The sequence below is a fragment of the Qipengyuania pacifica genome, from assembly GCF_019857205.1.
Lineage (GTDB): Bacteria > Pseudomonadota > Alphaproteobacteria > Sphingomonadales > Sphingomonadaceae > Qipengyuania > Qipengyuania pacifica.
This window is the reverse complement of record NZ_JAHWXO010000002.1, coordinates 267,436-286,575: the sequence shown is the minus strand read 5'-3', so window position 1 is coordinate 286,575 and position 19,140 is coordinate 267,436. Positions and strand designations below refer to the sequence as shown.

Sequence of the window (19,140 nt, the reverse complement as noted above, 5' to 3'; positions counted from 1 at the left end):
CGTCCATGCGGAAGAGTAACAGCGTGCCAGCAGCCAGGAAGCCCGGAAAAAAGCCGCTGAGCAAAGCGGAACGGCGTGCCGAGACGACCGAGCAGATCCTGGACGAAGCCGAATATCTCTTCTCGAAACATGGACTTTACGGGGTGACGCTGAAGGATGTCGCCCAACGTGCAGGCGTTCACCATACGCTGGTGAATTACTATTTTGACGACAAGGATACCCTTTTCGAAGCCGTTTTCGAGCGCCGCGCCGAGGTGACTCGTGAATTGCGGATGAAAGCGCTGGAAGAATACGAGAAGGCAAACGAAGACAACCTTACCGTCGAAGGGGCGCTACACACCTTTCTCGACACGGACCTCAACCTGTATGGCGCAGGAGGCGAAGGCTGGCGCAATTATGGGGCGCTCGCATCGCAAGTGGCCAACACGCCCGAATGGGGCGCAAAACTTATGGACAAGAATTTCGACCCGGTCGTCCTGAAGCTGGTCGATATCATCAACCGCGCCTTGCCCGATGCTAACAAGGTCGATATTTTCTGGGGCTATCATTTCGTATCCGGCGCCTTGCTACTCACACTCGCGCGAACGGGGCGGATCGACAAACTGTCCGATAGCCTTTGCCAATCCGAAGATTTCGAAGCGGTGAAGCAACGCATGGCCGATTTCATGGCTGCGGGCTTTAAAGCCATCTGCACATAGTAACGGACTAAAAGCTTCCGCCGGTTTTCGCGGCCGGGACGATGCCCTCCGCAAGCAGGCTTCTCAGAGCGGCAATATGTTGCCCTCCGCGCTCGACATCCGTTGTGGACGTCATGACCACCGTCAATTCGAGGTCAGGCACGACATAGATCATTTGGCCTCCATATCCCCACGCATAATACAACTCATGTCCGCCGACGTCGGATATGAACCATCCGTAACCATATTGCTCTCCGCTCCAGGGGGAAGTCGTCTGGGGCTTCCAACTCAGTTCGACCCATTCCTCTGGCAGCAGGCGCTTCCCATCGATCGCCCCACCGAGCCGGTAGAGTTCTCCGAACTTCGCCATGCCGCGCGGGCTCATGGCCATTTGATTGCCGCCAAGGTAAATTCCCTGTGGATCGCGTTCCCACTGCGGGATGGCGACATTCAGCGGATCGGCCAGCCATGCCTGCGCCAGCGCCTAGGTCGATCGACCCGATGCCTCCGTCAGCATGGCGGACAGTAGATGGGTGCTGCCGGTCGAATAGAGCATCGCACCGCCTGGTTCTTCAACGAAAGGCCGCGAGAGCGCATATCGAACCCAGTTCGGACTCGACACCCAACGGCCATAATTATCTCCCGACGTGCGTTCCAATCCGGCCTGCATTGAAAGCAGATTGCCTATGGTCAGACGGCTGAGACGTGGATCGGCCTCTCGCGGGGCATGGCTCGACAATTCGGTTAGGATTGGCTGATCGACGCCATCAAAAATGCCCCGGTAGATCGCAATCCCTACCAGTGCCGCAATGACCGACTTCGAGGCAGACTTGATGTTAACAGTATCGTCTAGCGCGGCTCCGCCATGGAACCGACGCGCAACAAGTTCCTCACCGCCCCGCATCACGATAAGCGAGCGGATGTTGGGAAGGTTCTCGGCTCGGTTGAAGACCTGCTCCATGGCGGCAGCGTCCAGGCCCCTCGTTGCGGGTGCCGTCTCACCCATGTCATGCGATGACGTGTTGTTAGCATCCTGGGCCGCACCGCAACCCGTGGATGTCAAAGTAAGAGCCGCTAAAGCACCATAGACTGAGCGTATCAATTTCCACCTCATTTGTGAGCTACTGCTTCAAACAGTGAGGCGAAGCATTTTCGCCCAGATGAATAGCCTTGGTTTTGGACAAGACTCCAATTCTAACCTCTGGCCCATCGAATGTTCCGACGAGCTCTCATACCGGAGGAGCGAAACGGCTCCGCATCGCGATACTAAGTTGGGCAAGCTGATCATTGCACCAGATAAGAAAACTCGCCTAAGCTCCAAAACACCCAGCGCCCGAGATCGGCGAACAAAGGAAAGGAATACTGCATGGCCACAGGCAAGTTGGTGATGAGCATGGCATTGCTTGCATTCCCGATGCAGATGGCCGTCGCACAGCAACCCGAACCTGAGCAAACGGCTGCTCCCGATGCACAGTCCCAGCAGGCCACCGCCATGTCCGGTGCTGCCACGGGGAGCACCCGCAGCGGGCCCGAGCGCCGCTTCACCGGCGCCGACCTGTTCGATCTTGCCATCGCCAGCGATCCGCAAATCAGCCCCGACGGGCGCTACATTGCGTATGTGCGCCAGTCGAACGACATCATGTCCGATCGCGCGATTGGATCGATCTGGTTGATCGACACGCGCACCGGTCGCGAAACTCCGCTCGCCGGACGCAATGGCGATGCTTTCAACCCTCGGTGGTCGCCCAGCGGCGACCGAATCGCCTATGTGTCCACGGAAGGCGGCGGGCCGCAACTTTGGGTGCACTGGATCGAGGGCGGCAATGCCGTTCGGTTGACGGGACTACCTACCAGCCCTTCGAGTATGGCCTGGTCGCCCGATGGTCGGTCGATTGCTTATACGATGCTGGTCAAGGATGACGGCCCAAAGCTGGGCTCTGCGCCATCAGACAAACCGGAAGGTGCAGACTGGGCCGAGCCACTCGAAATTCGCGATCTGCTGACGTATCGGGCTGACGGCCAAGGCTATCTCGAACCTGGTTTCGACAAGATCTTCGTTGTGCCGAGCACGGGAGGCGCGCCGCGCCAGCTTACCTTCGGCCGCTTCCATGATGGCGGCCCACTTAGCTGGTCGCCAGATGGCTCCACGATATATTTCGGTGCCAACCGCCGTGCCGATTGGGAAATCGATTCAGTCGAAGGTGAGGTCTATGCGCTCGATGTGGCGTCCGGCGGAATTCGCCAGCTGACCGATCGCGATGGTCCGGACGGCAATCCTGTCGTATCGCCTTCCGGGCAGCTGATTGCCTATCTCGGATTCGATGATGCATTGCGAGCCTACGAGGACAACGACCTCTATGTCATGAACCGCGACGGATCGAATGTCCGCAACCTCACAGCCGATTGGAATTTCAGCCCGGCGGGTATCGTCTGGGATGCCGATGGACGCGGGATCTATGCGCAATACGATATTTCCGGTGAGACGAGGGTCGCTCGCATCGCCTTGGATGGTTCGGTGCGCGATGTAGTCGATGGTCTTTCCGGCGGCGGCCTCGACCGCCCCTATACTGGCGGCAGCTTCTCGGTTTCCGACGATGATATGATCGCTTTCACAGGGGGCACCGCAATTCGCCCCGCCGAAGTTCAGCTTGCTCGTACCGGCGGCGAAGCGCGCATTCTGACGGATCTCAACCGGTCGTTGAGAGCAGTCAAATCTCTCGGTGAAGTTCGACGTATAGCGACACAATCAAGCCATGACGGGCTCGAGATCGAAGGCTGGTTGACCTTGCCGCCGAATTACGTCGAAGGCCAGCGCGTCCCACTCATCCTCGAAATACATGGCGGTCCGTTCGCGGCCTACGGCCCGCATTTCTCGACCGACAATCAGCTCTACGCGGCAGCAGGTTACGCTGTGCTGTCCGCCAATCCGCGGGGCTCTACCAGTTATGGCGAAGATTTCGCCAATCAGATCGACAAGGCCTATCCGGGCAACGATTATTTCGACCTCATGTCTATCGTCGATCGCGCAATCTCGCTCGGGATCGCCGATCCCGACCAACTGTTCGTCACCGGCGGTTCGGGTGGGGGCGTTCTGACAAGCTGGATCGTCGGAAAAACGCGGCGATTCAAGGCAGCGGCAACGCAAAAGCCGGTCATCAACTGGACCACCCAGGCGCTTACTGCCGATGGCCCTTCCTTCTTTGGCAAATACTGGATCGGCGCACAGCCGTGGGAAGATCCGCAAACCTACTGGCGCCTGTCGCCGCTGTCGCTCGTTGGCGATGTCGAGACACCCACATTGGTGGTCGTCGGAAGCGAGGACTATCGCACCCCCGTCAGCGAATCCGAACAGTATTACACTGCGCTAAGCCTGCGTGGCGTTCCGACGGCACTGGTCAAAGTCCCCGGAGCCAGCCATGGTGGCATCGCCGCCCGCCCCTCGCAATCCGCAGCAAAAGCCTCGGCGATCCTCGCCTGGTTCGATCGCTACAAGACCGGTTGGACACGAGGCGCCGCTCAATCGTCTGAAAAAGAAAAATAGAGCTGCAGCGATGAAGCGGATTCCTTGCGAAGGTGCTCATTCTCTGAGGTAACGATCGCCCACCGCAAAGATTCCGTATTTGTCTTCCTGGATGGTCGGCGTTTCCAAGCCACAGCGCGCTTGCTTCGCCGACACTTTCCCGATCATTGCTTGCTGAACAAAATTCGAAATACACACGGGATCCGCGCCACCTTTTCTCCGGGTCGCCATCAGATAAATCGCGAAATTTGTTTGATAACCGTCAACGGGCCTCGCTAAGGCGGGCGCGAATTTCCTTAAGGCGCCGTTTCTTTGAAAAATACAGCATATGCGCGGTTGTTTCGTAATTCTGCGAATGGATGGACGATCGGCGGGCTGCTGATCGGTGTCGGGTTTTTCCTGATCAGCGCTTTCGCCGCCTATTCCAACGTGAACGACATGCGCGCCAACGAAGCGCGAATCCGCAATACGCACGAAGTGTTGAGCACTCTCGACGGACTGCTGGCGGCAAGTCTGGACGCCGAGACTGGGCAGCGCGGCTATCTCCTTACCGGCGAGGGCAATTTTCTCGAGCCATATTACGACGGGGTCAGCACCGCCCGCGACAATCTGACGGCGCTTGAATCGTTGACCCGGGCAAGCAGTGTTCAGAGTGCCAATGTCGAACGGCTCCGTTCTGCGATCGAGAACAAGTTCCGCTTTTCCGCACGCGCCATCCAGACGCGGCGCAATGAAGGTATCGCGCAAGCCATCGATCTGACCGTTAGCGAGCGCGGCAAGATCGCCATGGACGCAATCCGCGACCAGCTGGCGCAGATGAAGCGCGAGGAAGTGCGCGAGCGCCAGCAACGGGTCGAGGAACTTGCCGCAGCGTCGCGCACCGCTGTCGTCAGCGCCATTGTCACCAGCTTGATCGGCATCGCCCTGACAATTGCGATCTTCGTACTGATGGTCCGCACCAACCGTAACCGCGAGCGTCAGCGCTGGATGCAGACCGCACAGGTCGAACTTGGCGAAGCCATGCGGGGTGAGAAGACCGTCCCGCAGCTAGCGGCGGCCATTCTGACATTCCTCGCCGATCGCACGGACGCGGTCGCCGGTGCGCTCTTCAAGAGCGAAGGCGGCGCCTTCAATAGAGTTGCCATGCTTGGCGTGCCGGATGAGGCCGGAGTGCCCGAAGCGTTCGGGCCTGGCGAAGGGCTGCTTGGAAAGGTCGCGGCGGATGCACGAGCGACGACGCTGACCAACCTGCCCGAAGGGTACCTGAAGATCGGATCGGCGCTCGGCAGCGAAACACCGCGGCATCTGGTCGTAGCGCCTGCCTTTTCCGACGGGCGCGTGAATGCCGTCATGGAGCTCGGCTTCTTCGAAGAGGTCGACGAGCGCGTGCTCGAACTGCTCGAAGCGGTGTCGGGCGCGGTGGGCATCGCCTTGCGATCGGCGCGGTTCCGTGAGCGTTTGCAGGACGCATTGGAGGAAACGCAGCGGCAGGCGGGCGAGCTTCAGGCCCAGAGCGAGGAGCTGCGGGTCTCCAACGAGGAGCTCGAGGAACAGGGCAATGCGCTCAAGGAATCGCAGGCGCGCCTCGAACTGCAGCAGGTCGAGCTTGAGCAGACCAACAGCCAGCTCGAAGAACAGGCCCAGACGCTTGAGGGCCAGCGCGACGAATTGGGTCGCGCTGCCGCCTCGCTTGAGCTAAAGGCGCGTGAACTGGAACAGGCGAGCCAGTACAAATCCGATTTTCTGGCCAATATGAGCCACGAATTGCGCACCCCGCTCAACTCGCTGCTGATCCTGTCCAAGCTTCTGGCCGACAATTCGAACGGCAGTCTGTCGGAAGAACAAGTGAAATTCGCCCGCACGATTGAATCTTCGGGCAACGATCTCCTGACGCTGATCAATGACATCCTGGACCTTTCCAAGATCGAGGCTGGCCACGTGGAGATCGAAGCAGCGCCGGTTGCAACCGAACGGCTTGCCGGGGACCTGCGCAAGGTGTTCGAGCCGGTTGCACAGCAGCGCGGGCTGGAACTCGATATTACCGTGGCGCCCGACGCCTCAAGATCGATCGAAACCGACCGGTTACGGCTCGAGCAGGTGCTCAAGAACCTGTTGTCGAACGCGCTCAAATTCACCGAGAAGGGAAGCGTCCGACTGTTGATTTCCGCCGGATCGGACGACATGGTCGAGCTTGCCGTCACCGACACCGGCATCGGCATCGCCGAAGGTCAGCGCGAGGCGATCTTCGAAGCATTCCAGCAGGCCGACGGTACGATCAGCCGCAAATTCGGCGGCACTGGACTCGGCCTGTCGATCTCGCGCGAACTCGTGCGCCTTCTTGGCGGCACCATCAGGCTCGAAAGCGAAGAAGGCAAAGGCAGCACTTTCGTTGTGCGTGTGCCGGTAACCTATGATCCTGCCAAGGTCGCCTCGCGTCAGCCGATGCCGGTCACCCGTGACGACGCGCCCACCCCGGCCGCATTACCTCCAGCGAAGCCGCGAACCGCGCCAGCCAAGCCCGCCATGCTCGACGACGATCGCGATGCCCTCGCAGAAGGCAAGCGGCTGCTGCTCGTCATTGAGGACGACACGACCTTCGCCGGCATCGTTTGCGAACTGTCGCGCGAACTGGGGTTCCAGTGCATTGTCGCCGGGACGGCACAGGAAGCGATCGACCTCGCCCGGGATTACCGTCCAAGCGCGATCGTGTTGGATATCGGCCTGCCCGATCAGTCCGGTCTTACCGTGCTCGATCGCCTGAAGCATCAGGAAGAAACCCGGCATATTCCGATTCACGTGATTTCCGGTTCGGACCAGAGCCAGACGGCGCTGGCATTGGGCGCGATCGGCTTTCTCGAAAAACCTGCGCCGCGCGAACAGCTCGCCGAAGTGCTCGCCGGTCTTCAGGAAAAGCTCGCGTCCCGGATGCGGCGCGTGCTGATCGTGGAGGACGACGAGGTTCAGCGTGACGCGGTCGGTGAGCTACTAGGATCCCAGGACGTGGAGACAGTCGGGGTCGGCACGGCGGCCGAGTGCCTGGAGGAACTGCGGGATGGTCAGTACGACTGCATGGTCCTCGATCTCTCGCTGCCTGACGCCTCGGGCTTTACCTTGCTGGAAACCCTGAGCGAAGAAGGCGAAGCGCCGCTACCGCCCGTGATCGTCTACACCGGACGCGACCTGTCGGCAGAGGAAGAGCAACGCCTTCGCCGCTATTCGAGCTCGATCATCATCAAGGGAGCGAAATCTCCCGAACGTCTCCTCGATGAAGTCTCGCTGTTTCTCCACCGGGTCGTCTCCGAACTTCCGCCCGAACAGCGCCAGATGATCGAGAAGGCCCGTCACCGCGACGCCGCACTGGAAGGAAAGCGAATTCTGATCGTCGAAGACGATGTGCGTAATGTGTATTCGCTGACAAGTGTTCTGGAACCTCGCGGGGCCCTCACGCGGATCGCGCGCAACGGTCAGGAAGCTCTCGACGCCCTTGCCGAGGCTGAAGGCGATCCCGACAAGCAGATCGACCTTGTCCTGATGGACGTGATGATGCCGGTCATGGACGGGCTGACTGCCGCTCGTGCGATCCGGGACAATTCGCAATGGACCAAACTGCCGATCGTGATGCTCACGGCCAAGGCCATGCCGGACGACCAGCAGAAATGCATCGATGCCGGCGCAAACGACTACATGGCCAAGCCGATCGACGTCGACAAACTGCTCTCGCTGGTGCGCGTATGGATGCCTCGCTGATGGCGGACAGTATCGAAGATATCGAGATCCAGCTTTTGCTGGATGCTGTATATCGCCATTATCACTACGATTTCAGGCATTACGCCCGCGCATCGATCAAGCGGCGCCTGCTGCAAGCGCGCACGCAATGGGGCTATGACAGCATATCGGAGATGCAGTCCGCCGTTCTTCATGACGAGACGATCCTGCCCCGATTGCTGAATTTTCTGACTGTCCAAGTCAGCGAAATGTTTCGCGACCCGTCCTACTTCCGGGCCCTTCGAGAAAAGGTGGTGCCGCACCTGCGCACCTATCCCTCGCTCAAGGTGTGGGTCGCCGGGTGCAGCCACGGTGAAGAACTTTATTCGCTTGCGATCCTCTTCGCCGAGGAAGGTCTGGCCGAACGGACGATATTTTACGCGACCGACATCAACCCTACCGCACTCAAGGCGGCGCAAGCGGGCGTATATCCCCTCGAAAGCATCAGGCTCTTCACGGAAAACCACCGGCTGTCGGGCGGACACACGTCTTTGTCCGATTACTATACCGCGAATTACGACCGGGCCGTGTTCGACAAGTCCCTGCGCGAGCGCACCGTCTTTTCCGACCATAGCCTCGTGACCGACGCCGCATTCGGCGAGATGCATCTGATCTCGTGCCGCAACGTGCTGATCTATTTCGATCGCGAACTGCAGGATCGCGTCGTCGGACTGTTTGGCGACGCGCTGGTCCGGGGCGGGTTCCTTGGCGTCGGCTCGAAGGAAAACCTGCGCTTTTCGGCACATGCACATCTCTTTTCCGAATTCGTTCGCGAAGAGAAGATTTACCGGAAGGCGTCGCGATGAGTCTGCGAGCAGTAGTCATCGGGGCTTCCGCCGGAGGCGTTCAGGCGCTGTCGCATGTGCTGCCGGACCTGCCTGCGGATTTCCCAGCGCCGGTCCTGGTGGTCGTTCACATTCCGCCGCGCAAGGACAATGCCCTTGTCGATCTCTTCGCGCGCAAATGCCGCCTCAAGGTCAAGGAAGCAGAGGACAAGGAGCCGCTTGCACCCGGCATGATCTATTTCGCCCCGCCCGATTATCACCTTCTGGTGGAAACTGCGGAAACACTCGCGCTGTCGTCCGACGAAGCCGTCAATCACTCGCGCCCCGCCATCGACGTCCTGTTCGAGACTGCGGCCGATGCGTTTGGATCGGCGCTCGCGGCGGTTGTCCTCACCGGCGCGAACCAGGATGGCGCCCAAGGGTTGAAGACTGTGTGCGAGGCCGGCGGCCGCGGGTTCGTACAGGACCCGGCGACCGCGGAAGTCGCCACCATGCCCGAAGCAGCCCTCGCCGCATGCCCCACAGCACGTACGATAAGGCTGGACGACATCCCCAACGCTCTGCAAGCGATGCTCGAAGAATGACCGATCCCGTCAAATTCCTGCTCGTCGACGATCTCGAAGAGAACCTGCTGGCGCTCGAGGCGCTCCTCGCAAGCGAAGGCCTGGATCTGCACAAGGCGCAAAGCGGCGAAGAAGCGCTCGAGCTGATGCTCGCCAACGAATACGCGCTTGCGCTGCTCGACGTCCAGATGCCGGGCATGGATGGCTTCGAACTGGCCGAATTCATGCGCGCCAACGAGCGTTCGCGGCACATCCCCATTATCTTCGTAACAGCGGGATCGGGCGATGAAGCGCGCCGGTTTCGCGGATATGAAGCCGGCGCTGTCGATTTCATCCAGAAGCCGATCGAAGCAGACGTCCTGCGTTCCAAGGCGAATGTATTTCTCGATCTGTACAACCAGCGCCGCCAGATCACCGCCCAGCGTGACGAACTGGCGAAACTCACCGCCGCGTTGCAAGCCGCCAATCAGCAGAAGAACCGGTTTCTGGCAGTGCTTGCCCACGAACTGCGTAATCCGCTGGCGGTATTTTCATCCGGCCTCAACATAATGGATCGCGGGAATAGCGGGCGAGACCTCAGCCAGGTGCGCCTCTCGATGCGGCAGAACCTCAACCATGTCACCCGCCTCGTGGACGATCTGCTCGACATAAACCGGATCGAACGCGGCAAGATATTGCTGAGAAAACAAAAGGTCGGCCTCGACGAAGTGCTGCCGGCCGCCTTGGAGCTTGCAGAGCCAGCCATCGTCGCTGCCAATCATAGCCTGACCGTCGAGACACCGGACGATGCGATCGCTCTCGAGGTGGATCCGGCGCGTTTTATTCAGATCATCAGTAACATAGTCGGTAATGCGGCGCGCTATACGCCCGAAGGCGGTGACATCGGAGTCAAGGTTTCGAAAGCCGATGGCTTCGCGATCATCGAAATTTCCGACAACGGCATCGGCATACCGCCCGGTCAGCAGGCCCAGATATTCAACATGTTCGAACAGTCGGACAATGGGCTGGGCGTCGTGGGCGAAGGACTGGGCATCGGTCTCGCACTGGTGAAGCAACTCGTCGAGTTGCATGGCGGCGAGATCGTGCTTCAGAAGAGCCTGCCCGGCGAAGGCAGCACGTTTGAAGTGCGATTGCCGCTCGCCAATTGACGCGACGGCTAATTCAGATGACCACTTTTCTCACAAATTCAGCAGCAGACGCGCGCCTACCCAGCCGGTGAGCGCTGCGGTGCCGAGGCGGATCCAGCGCTGGGGCAGATATTTCAGCGCCAGGAAGCTGCCGATCTGGCCTCCGATGGCGACGGCGATCAGCAGGGGCAGGCCAAGGTCCACCGCGGCTCCCAATCGCTCTGCACCGCCTTTCAGCAATTGTCCGGCCAGCCCGAACAGGGAATTGACCAGAATGAACAGGCTTGCCGTCGCCGCTATGGCTCGCGCGCTGTTCCACTTCGTCAGGTGAAGAAACGGCGCCAGGAAGATGCCGCCGCCGATGCCGACCAGGCCAGCCAGATAGCCAAGGGGAACGGCCAGCAACGGCATGAACCGCGCCAAGCGCGTCGGGTCGGAATCTCCGCTTGCCCGCGACGGAAGCACCAGCGTCAGCGCGGTCAGCAGCAGACTCGCACCCAGTATGGCAAGGAATGCGGATTGGCCGATAGGTGTCAGACCACCCAGGAATGCTGCCGGCGCAGCGATCGCTGTCAGGATTATCGCGCCGCGCCAGGGCGTTATCTCCGCGCGCGCAAATCGCACCGTGCTGCCTGCGACGACCACGATGTTGCAGGCCAGCGAAAGAAGCGGAAGCACACGATAGTCGACCGCCGATAGGGCAAGCAAAGCCGTATAGGTCGACCCGCCGCCAAACCCGACGCTCGCATAGAGCAGCGCCGTGACGAAAAAACCCGCAATCAATGCGGCCATAGGTGCAATCCCAATCCGAACCGAGGCCTATGCCTGGAAATGAATGAACGGGGACCGTGATCGTCCACGGCCCCCGTCCAACATACTAGCTGATATTTCGCCACACGCGGCGCGACGGTTCGATCAGACCGTCGACCCGGCGCTGATGGCCCCGTGACAATGCTTGTACTTGTTGCCCGATCCACACGGGCACGGCGAATTTCGGCTGATTTCCATTCCCGCATAGGGGTTGTCGCTGGCAGAGCCGCCCGGCCCTACGGCGGCACGAGGGCTGCCCGCCAGGGCGCCGAACAGCGCCGCGCGGCTGGCCGAACCATCGCCATCGTTCGAATCGTCGAGACCCGACAGCGGATCGATATGGCCGGTCAGGAAATCGGGAAGGTCAGGCAGGTCTATCTGGGGCAGCGGTGCCGGCTCCACCAGTTCCAGCCTGATCAGCTTGTTGGTCACCGTCTCGCGCAGATTGTCGAGCATGTTTTCGAACAGGCTGAAGGCTTCCTGCTTGTATTCGTTCAGCGGTTGCTTCTGCGCATGAGCACGCAGCCCCACCACCTGACGCAAGGCGTCGAGGGTTGCGAGGTGATCTTTCCACTGCCCGTCAAGTTCCTGCAGCAGCACGCTTTTCTCGATACGGCGCCACAGGCCCGGGTCCGCCGCCGCGATCTTGTTGTCCATGATCGTGTCGGCTTCTGCCGCCAGTCGTTCCTCGATAATCTCGGGTTCGACCTGATCTTCGTCGACCCATTGTTCGATGGGGACGTCGATGCCGAGAACTTCGCCGACGCGCTCCTTCAGGCCGGCGATATCCCACTGCTCGGGATAGGAGCCCGGAGGGCAGGCTTCGCCAACCAGCGAATTGATCGCATCGTGACGCATGTCGACCACCACATCATCGACCGCTTCGCTGTCCATGATTTCGGCGCGCTGTTCATAGATTACCTTGCGCTGATCGTTCATCACGTCGTCGTACTGGACGACCTGTTTGCGGATCTCATAGTTCCGCGCCTCGACCTTTTTCTGGGCGGTTTCGATGGCCTTGGAAAGCCATTTGGACCCGATTGCTTCGCCGTCTTCCAGGTTCGAGTTCATCATCTTGGCAAACAGCGTGTCCGGACCGAAAATGCGTAGCAGATCGTCCTCCAGGCACAGATAGAACCGGCTCAGACCCGGGTCGCCCTGGCGTCCCGAACGGCCGCGCAACTGGTTATCGATGCGGCGGCTTTCGTGGCGCTCCGTGCCCAGCACGAACAGGCCGCCTGCATCGAGCACCTTCTGGCGCTCGGCTGCAACTTCCGCCTTGATCCGATCCTTTTCCAGATCCTTCTTGGCGCCATCTTCCATGTCGCCCAGCTCGTCGTCGATCCGGAAATCGACGTTGCCGCCCAGCTGGATGTCCGTCCCGCGACCGGCCATGTTGGTCGCAATGGTCACGGCACCGATGCGGCCTGCCTGCGCCACGATATGCGCTTCGCGCTCGTGCTGGCGCGCGTTGAGAACTTCGTGGTCGACGCCTTCCTGCCGCAGGAATTCGCTGAGCATTTCCGACTTTTCGATCGACACCGTGCCGACCAGCACCGGCTGTCCGATGGCATTCTTCTCGGCGATCGCCTTGGCGATGGCTTTGAACTTGTCCTGCGTATTCTTGTAGAATTCGTCGTCCTCATCGATGCGGGCGACGGGAACATTGGTCGGTATCTCGACCACGTTCATCTTGTAGATGTCCCAGAATTCAGCGGCTTCGGTGGCTGCGGTACCGGTCATACCCGACAGCTTGGGATACATGCGGAAGTAGTTCTGGAAGGTGATAGAAGCGAGCGTCTGGTTCTCGGGCTCGATCTTGACGCCCTCCTTGGCCTCCACCGCTTGGTGCAGGCCGTTCGACCAGCGGCGACCGTCCATCATGCGGCCGGTAAACTCGTCGATGATGACGACCTTGTCGTCTTTGACGATGTAGTCGATGTCCTTCTTGAACATGTGCACGGCGCGCAGGGCCTGGTCGAGATGGTGCACGACCTGCGTGTTCTCCACGTCGTAGAGATTTTCCGACTCCAGCAGGCCCTTTTCGATCAGCAGCTTTTCGACCTCTTCGGTGCCTTCTTCGGTCAGCTGGATGCTGCGCTGCTTCTCGTCCTTCTCGTACCAGTCTTCGGGGAAGGTCTTCACCACCTCGTCGATCGAGATGTAGAGGTCGGATTTGTCCTCGGTCGGCCCGGAAATGATCAGCGGCGTACGCGCCTCGTCGATGAGGATGGAATCCACCTCGTCGATGATCGCGTAATTGAACGGACGCTGCACCATCTGGCCGCGCTCGTGTTTCATATTGTCGCGCAGGTAATCGAAACCCAGTTCGTTATTCGTCGAATAGGTAATGTCGGAATTATACGCATCGCGGCGCTGCGGTTCGGCAAGGTTGGGCACGATCACGCCCACTGTCAGGCCGAGGAAGCGGTGCAGGCGGCCCATCCATTCCGCGTCGCGTGCGGCGAGGTAATCGTTCACGGTCACGACGTGAACGCCCTTGCCCTCGATCGCGTTCAGATAGGTCGCCAGTGTCGCGACCAGCGTCTTGCCTTCACCGGTGCGCATTTCCGAAATTTCGCCGCGATGGAGGACGATACCGCCCACCATCTGCACGTCGAAGTGCCGCATGCCCAGCACCCGGACCGATGCCTCGCGTACGGTGGCGAAGGCTTCGGGAAGAATATCGTCCAGCGTCTTGCCATCGGCCAACTGGCCGCGGAACTTGTCGGTCTGGGCGGCGAGTTCCTCGTCGGAAAGCGCCTGCAATTGCGGTTCGAGCGCGTTGATCTGTGCGACGATTTTACCAAGTGATTTGACGTAACGTTCGTTCGACGAACCGAACATCGATTTCATGAGCGTATTGAACATGTGAGGGGCCCTGAGCCTTCCGGATGAATTCTATGGGGTGAACGTCCGCGCACGCTGCTCGTGCCGAACGGAAATCTGGAACTGAACCGGCAGCCTATTCGCGGGCGCGGTCGATACCCATTTGCACAGTCGGAATGAAAACCGTGATGACGGTCGCCGGCTTGCTGGGCTTCTTTTCCCGGGGCAGATCGAAGGTCTGGCGATCGGCATCGGTGCACCTGCAGGCATCGCCTTTGCAGGTTTTTTCCGCCTTGGCCGCCAGTTCGACCCCGGATGCCGCATCGTAAACAACCGCATGCGCGGGCGCGCCGGCAGCAGTAAGGCCGGACAGGATCGCAAGCAGGGTAATCAGGCGACGAAGCATGAAGCTGCAAAGTAGTGCGCATTCCGCGTTTGTCCACCGCGCTGACTGCGTAAATGCCGGGATTATCTACGATCGCGTTGGTCCTGTTTACCCTGAATTAACCATAGCGCCATAGTCACTCCGTCCATTGGACACGCGTCCCTGCATAATGGGGATGCCATCTTTTAGGGGGATAACCATGACGGATGCGTCGACGGCAAATGGGGCACTCGATCCCATTGGTAGTAATTGGACCGACAAAGGGCATGCGTCCACAGCAGACGAGGCTACGGAGAGTACCGTCGTGGTGAGACGGCTCGTTTTAGCGGCGTTTACAATGCTGTTCGTTGAACTTGCGCTGATTCGCTGGCTCGGAGCGAACGTTGTTCATCTGTCGTATTTCTCGAACTTCGTTCTTTTGGGATCTTTCTTAGGTATTGGGGCAGGTTTTCTTATCAGCCGTAAATCGTGGTCGATCTGGCCGCTTTCCCTACCACTGCTGACAATCCTTGTGATTGCTGTGATCAAGTTTCCCGTTTCGGTCGAAAGCACGGGATCTGACCTGATCTATTTCACGTCTCTGAATATCGTTGGCCCCCCCGCATGGGTGGCGTTGCCTTTGGTATTCGTGATCGTAGCCGCCATTCTTGCCGGACCTGCCGAACTTGTTGGCCGCTGCTTTGCAAGACTAGCGCCGCTTACTGCCTATCGCTGGGACCTCATTGGATCGCTCGTAGGCATTCTTACATTTACCGCCCTGAGCTTTCTGCGTGCGCCGTCGATCGTCTGGGGCCTTATGGCCGTTGTACCGTACCTCGTCCTGACTGACCATAAGCGTCGCTTAGTTAGCTTAGCGTGGTGCGCGGCGCTTCTCATTCCGCTCGGGCAAGAGAGCCTGCGTGAAGACGTTTATTGGTCGCCATATTACAAAATAGAGACGTCGGGCTCAGATGAATTTCCTGGCTTTCTTGAAATCCGCGCCAACCGGGTTCCTCACCAGTTGATGGCTCCAGCAGAATGGAAGATCACACAAGGCGAACGAATTTATGAAACTCCTTACAACCGTGTTGCATCGGGTGATCTCGACAACGTCCTGATCATTGGTGCAGGTTCGGGTTCGGACGTCGCGATTGCGCTTGCCAAAGGCGCTAAATCAATTGATGCGGTCGACATCGATCCAGTCATTATGGAATTGGGCGCGACCTACAACATCGATCGACCCTACGATGACCCGCGCGTCACTCGCCACGTGGATGATGGTCGTGCCTTTCTCCAGAATACCGATAAGAAATACGATCTCGTACTTTTCGCTTTGCCGGATTCACTCACGCTTGTCAGTGGTGCATCGCAGATCCGCCTTGAAAGTTTCCTTTTCACGGATGAAGCATTGGAGTCGGTTGCGCGCGTGCTCAGTGAAGACGGCGCATTTGCAATGTATAATTACTACCGCGAGGATTGGCTTATCAACCGCCTCGCAGCGACCGCCGCAAAGGCGTTTGGACATGCCCCGTGTGTCGACACCTTCGCTGGTCAACAGGCCGTCATCTCGATCGCCAAGCAACCCGCCTCGCAATCTTGTGGGAACGCTTGGTCCAGCGCTTCCTCATTTACGAACATCGAGACAGTCACCGACGATGCGCCATTCCTATACTTCAACGGCAAGGGCTTCCCACCGCTCTACGCCATCACCCTAGTGGGTATTTTGCTTGTCACGGTGATAACGGTGCGCATTTTGGGTGGTCCGCTTAAGGAAATGCGCCCCTACGCTGACCTTTTCTTCATGGGTGCCGCTTTCCTGCTTTTGGAAACGAAGAATATCGCGACTTTCGCTTTGCTATTCGGCACGACGTGGTTCGTTAACGCGCTGGTCTTTGCAGGCGTGCTCGTGGTCGTTCTCGCGGCAGTGGAAACGGAACGCAAGTTCAAAACCCCACCGTTGAAGGTCGTATTTGCCGCGATTGCGGTTTCACTGGCCACAGCGTGGATCATTAAACCCGAATGGTTATTGCCCCTCCCGTTCTGGCCGCGCCTGTTCGCGGGCACGGTGCTGGCTTTCCTACCTATCTATCTAGCGAATATTGCTTTCGCCAAGCGATTCCGGGAATCCTCAAATTCGCAAAGTGCGTTCGCGCTGAATCTCATTGGAACTATTGTTGGCGGTTGCTTGGAATATCTTTCGCTGTTCACCGGGTATAATAATCTGCTGATCGCGACCCTGCTACTGTACGGTCTTGCTTTCTGGCTGGTTCCGCGCAGTGCTGGCCGCGCCGCCTGAACTTGGCAAACAACGGACGCGGGGGTAGCGGCTGAGACATGGATCTCGAACGCTCTCCCCTCGCCCGCCCTTTCCCCGACATGCCGCAGATCGACGGTGTAACGCTGCGTATCGCCCGCGCGCGATACAAGGCGTGGGACAGGTGCGACCTGACCTATGTCGAGCTTTGCCCCGGCACTGCCGTGGCGGGGGTCTTCACGCGGAGCGCCTGCGCTTCTAGCGAGGTCGAACTCGGCCGGGAACAGGCTAGGTTGGGCCGGGCCCGGGCGCTCATCGTTAACGCCGGCAATTCCAACGCCTTCACCGGCTATCGCGGACGCGAGGCGGTGGAACAGATCATGGCGCAGGTCGCCTCTGCACTCGATTGCGATCCGAGCGAGGTGTTCGTGTCGTCCACCGGCGTGATCGGTGTGCCCCTGCCCAAGGACAAGGCCCAGGCAGGGATCGAAGCGGCACTGGTTGCAGCGCCATGCGGCTGGGAAGATGCGGCCAGCGCCATCGGCACGACCGATACGTTCACCAAGGGTGCCTCCGCTTCCGCCATGCTCGCCCAAACCCGCGTGGAGCTCGCCGGCTTCATCAAGGGCAGCGGCATGATCGCGCCGGACATGGCGACGATGCTTGGCTATGTCTTCACGGACGCCGCTGTCGATCCGGCTTTTCTTCAGGAAATGTTGTCCAAGGCAAATGAGGCAACGTTCTCCTGCATCACCGTCGATGGTGATACCTCCACCAGCGACACGGTTCTCCTGTTTGCCACCGGAAAGGCTGGCAATCCGGCACTCTCGTCCTGGGATGACGATGGGGCGGATGCGTTTTACGCCGCCCTTCTAGGTATCTGCCGCGATTTGGCGCATCTGGTCGTGCGCGACGGAGAAGGTGCACAAAAGTTCATCGAGATAGCGGTGACCGGCGCTGCCGACGCCGCCAGCGCTCGCCATGTCGGCCTCGCCATAGCGAACTCGCCGCTGGTGAAGACGGCCGTTGCGGGGGGTGACGCGAACTGGGGCCGGGTCGTTATGGCCGTCGGCAAGGCTGGTGAGCCTGCCGATCGCGACCGGCTTTCGATCGGCTTTGGCGGCACTTGGGCAGCAAAAGACGGCCAGCCGCTCGCAGATTATGACGAAGCACCGGTTGCCAGGCATCTCGAGGGTCAGGATATTCGCATCGATGTGGATCTCGGTGTGGGCGATGGCCGCGCGACCGTCTGGACCTGCGACCTGACGCACGGATATATTTCAATAAACGCGGATTATCGTTCATGACTGTTCCGCTCACCTCCGAAGATCGGGCGCTGGACGAGGCGATCCTCGCCTTGATGCAGCGCGTGACGGAGCAGGCGATCCTGCCGCGTTATCAGAACCTTGCGACCGGCGATGTGGAAGACAAAGGCGGTAACGACCCCGTTACGATCGCGGACAAGGATAGCGAGGCGCTGCTTCGCGAAGGGCTATCCGCTATCGACGGAACTCTCGCATTCGTGGGCGAAGAGACGGCGCATGCGGACCCGTCGATACTCGATCGGCTCGATCGGCCATGCTGGATCGTCGATCCGATTGACGGCACACGCAATTTCGCCGCGGGCAAACCGCCCTTCGGTATCATCATTGCCCACGCAGACGGGGGCGTGGCCCGGTCGGGCTGGATTTTTGACTGCCTCACGGGCCGTTTCTGCGTTGCGCGCGCGGGTAAAGGTGCGAGCGTGAATGGGGAAACGGTCGTTGCTCGTCCGACGGGCCAGACCCCGCCGATAGCTGCCATTTCGCTTGTTTTCATGGACGATGCGCGGCGGGATGCGACCAGGCGGCACATCGCCCCGATGTACGATCTGGTCGACATTCCCTATTGCGCGGCGGAGCAGTATCCTCGTCTCGCGCTCGGCGTGAACGACGTATCGATCTTCGAGCGCACGCTTGCCTGGGATCACGCTGCCGGCGTTCTGTGGCTGAACGAAGCTGGCGGAAAAGCGGCAAGGCCCGACGGCTCACCCTATCGCGTGGATGAGGTGGGCCGAACGGGCCTGCTGGGTGCAGCAAGCCCGACCCTGTGGGACGAGCTGGCCGAACTATATTCTAGATTGGACTAAAGTTCGCCCTCAAGCCATTGCTTTAGCTGGCCTTTCGGGGCGGCACCGCGCATCTGCGCAGCCGGCTCGCCATTCTTGAACAAAACAAGATAAGGGATCGACTGCACGCCCATGGAACCCGGAACATCGGGATTTTCCATGATGTCCATCTTCGCGATCGTCACCTTGTCGCCCAGTTCTTCGCTCAGTTCTTCAAGGGCTGGTGCGATCATCTTGCACGGTCCGCACCAGTCGGCCCAGAAGTCCACGAGCACGGGCTTCTCGCTTTCGAGGACGTCCGACTTGAAACTGGCGTCGGTAACGGCGGTGGTGGCCATT

At 59.6% G+C, this 19,140-nt stretch carries 13 protein-coding genes and 1 pseudogene; 9 read left to right on the top strand and 5 right to left on the bottom strand.

All coding sequences use genetic code 11. From position 1 onward, the window contains the following. The first annotated feature begins 23 nt into the window (after nt 1–23). Nucleotides 24–698 carry a TetR/AcrR family transcriptional regulator gene (locus tag KYK83_RS04420; RefSeq protein ID WP_346729414.1) on the top strand — a complete coding sequence of 225 codons (675 nt, stop codon included), beginning with the start codon at nt 24–26 and terminating at the stop codon, nt 696–698. Nucleotides 699–705: 7 nt separating this feature from the next. Here KYK83_RS04420 and KYK83_RS04415 read toward each other — a convergent pair. Then, nucleotides 706–1,581 (bottom strand): annotated as a pseudogene (locus KYK83_RS04415) (serine hydrolase domain-containing protein). Nucleotides 1,582–2,043: 462 nt separating this feature from the next. On the opposite strand from KYK83_RS04415, the gene KYK83_RS04410 reads away from it, so the two are divergent. The 5 genes from KYK83_RS04410 (at nt 2,044) to KYK83_RS04390 (ending at nt 10,458) form a co-directional block, all read left to right on the top strand. After that, nucleotides 2,044–4,218: a S9 family peptidase gene (locus tag KYK83_RS04410; RefSeq protein ID WP_430299011.1), complete on the top strand. Its 2,175-nt coding sequence runs from the start codon at nt 2,044–2,046 to the stop codon at nt 4,216–4,218. A gap of 417 nt (nt 4,219–4,635) precedes the next feature. Next, complete coding sequence (locus KYK83_RS04405) at nt 4,636–7,944, top strand: response regulator (protein ID WP_222827439.1); 3,309 nt, start codon at nt 4,636–4,638, stop codon at nt 7,942–7,944. Continuing rightward, nucleotides 7,944–8,768 (top strand): CheR family methyltransferase, encoded by an 825-nt coding sequence (locus tag KYK83_RS04400; protein WP_248284252.1) that lies wholly within the window; start codon nt 7,944–7,946, stop codon nt 8,766–8,768. Before KYK83_RS04405 ends, KYK83_RS04400 begins: the two co-directional genes overlap by 1 nt. After that, complete coding sequence (locus KYK83_RS04395; RefSeq protein ID WP_222827326.1) at nt 8,765–9,331, top strand: chemotaxis protein CheB; 567 nt, start codon at nt 8,765–8,767, stop codon at nt 9,329–9,331. Before KYK83_RS04400 ends, KYK83_RS04395 begins: the two co-directional genes overlap by 4 nt. Beyond that, nucleotides 9,328–10,458: a hybrid sensor histidine kinase/response regulator gene (locus KYK83_RS04390; RefSeq protein ID WP_222827325.1), complete on the top strand. Its 1,131-nt coding sequence runs from the start codon at nt 9,328–9,330 to the stop codon at nt 10,456–10,458. The genes KYK83_RS04395 and KYK83_RS04390 overlap by 4 nt, the downstream gene beginning before the upstream one ends. Before the next feature lie 30 nt (nt 10,459–10,488). On the opposite strand, the gene KYK83_RS04385 is transcribed toward KYK83_RS04390, so the two are convergent. From KYK83_RS04385 to KYK83_RS04375, 3 genes are all read right to left on the bottom strand, one after another. Next, entirely contained in the window at nt 10,489–11,229 is a 741-nt protein-coding gene (locus KYK83_RS04385) for a sulfite exporter TauE/SafE family protein (protein WP_222827324.1), read from the bottom strand. 123 nt (nt 11,230–11,352) lie between these two features. Beyond that, a complete protein-coding gene (gene secA, locus KYK83_RS04380) occupies nt 11,353–14,118 on the bottom strand; it encodes a preprotein translocase subunit SecA (protein WP_222827323.1) in 2,766 nt (921 codons plus the stop codon). A 94-nt stretch (nt 14,119–14,212) separates the two neighbouring features. After that, the gene (locus tag KYK83_RS04375; RefSeq protein ID WP_222827322.1) at nt 14,213–14,482 is read right to left on the bottom strand and encodes a hypothetical protein; all 270 of its coding nucleotides are present in this window, start codon (nt 14,480–14,482) and stop codon (nt 14,213–14,215) included. 178 nt (nt 14,483–14,660) lie between these two features. On the opposite strand from KYK83_RS04375, the gene KYK83_RS04370 reads away from it, so the two are divergent. Genes KYK83_RS04370 through KYK83_RS04360 form a run of 3 tightly spaced genes read left to right on the top strand, consistent with a single transcriptional unit; the run spans nt 14,661 to nt 18,822 of the window. After that, nucleotides 14,661–16,736, top strand: coding sequence for a spermine/spermidine synthase domain-containing protein (locus KYK83_RS04370; RefSeq protein WP_222827321.1), 2,076 nt, complete (start codon nt 14,661–14,663; stop codon nt 16,734–16,736). Nucleotides 16,737–16,774: 38 nt separating this feature from the next. Continuing rightward, nucleotides 16,775–18,001: a bifunctional glutamate N-acetyltransferase/amino-acid acetyltransferase ArgJ gene (gene argJ / locus KYK83_RS04365; protein ID WP_222827320.1), complete on the top strand. Its 1,227-nt coding sequence runs from the start codon at nt 16,775–16,777 to the stop codon at nt 17,999–18,001. After that, entirely contained in the window at nt 17,998–18,822 is an 825-nt protein-coding gene (locus KYK83_RS04360; protein WP_222827319.1) for an inositol monophosphatase family protein, read from the top strand. Before argJ ends, KYK83_RS04360 begins: the two co-directional genes overlap by 4 nt. Here the strand turns inward: KYK83_RS04360 and trxA are convergent. Continuing rightward, complete coding sequence (trxA, locus tag KYK83_RS04355) at nt 18,819–19,139, bottom strand: thioredoxin (protein WP_103023311.1); 321 nt, start codon at nt 19,137–19,139, stop codon at nt 18,819–18,821. The genes KYK83_RS04360 and trxA overlap by 4 nt on opposite strands. Between the last annotated feature and the right edge of the window lies 1 nt (nt 19,140).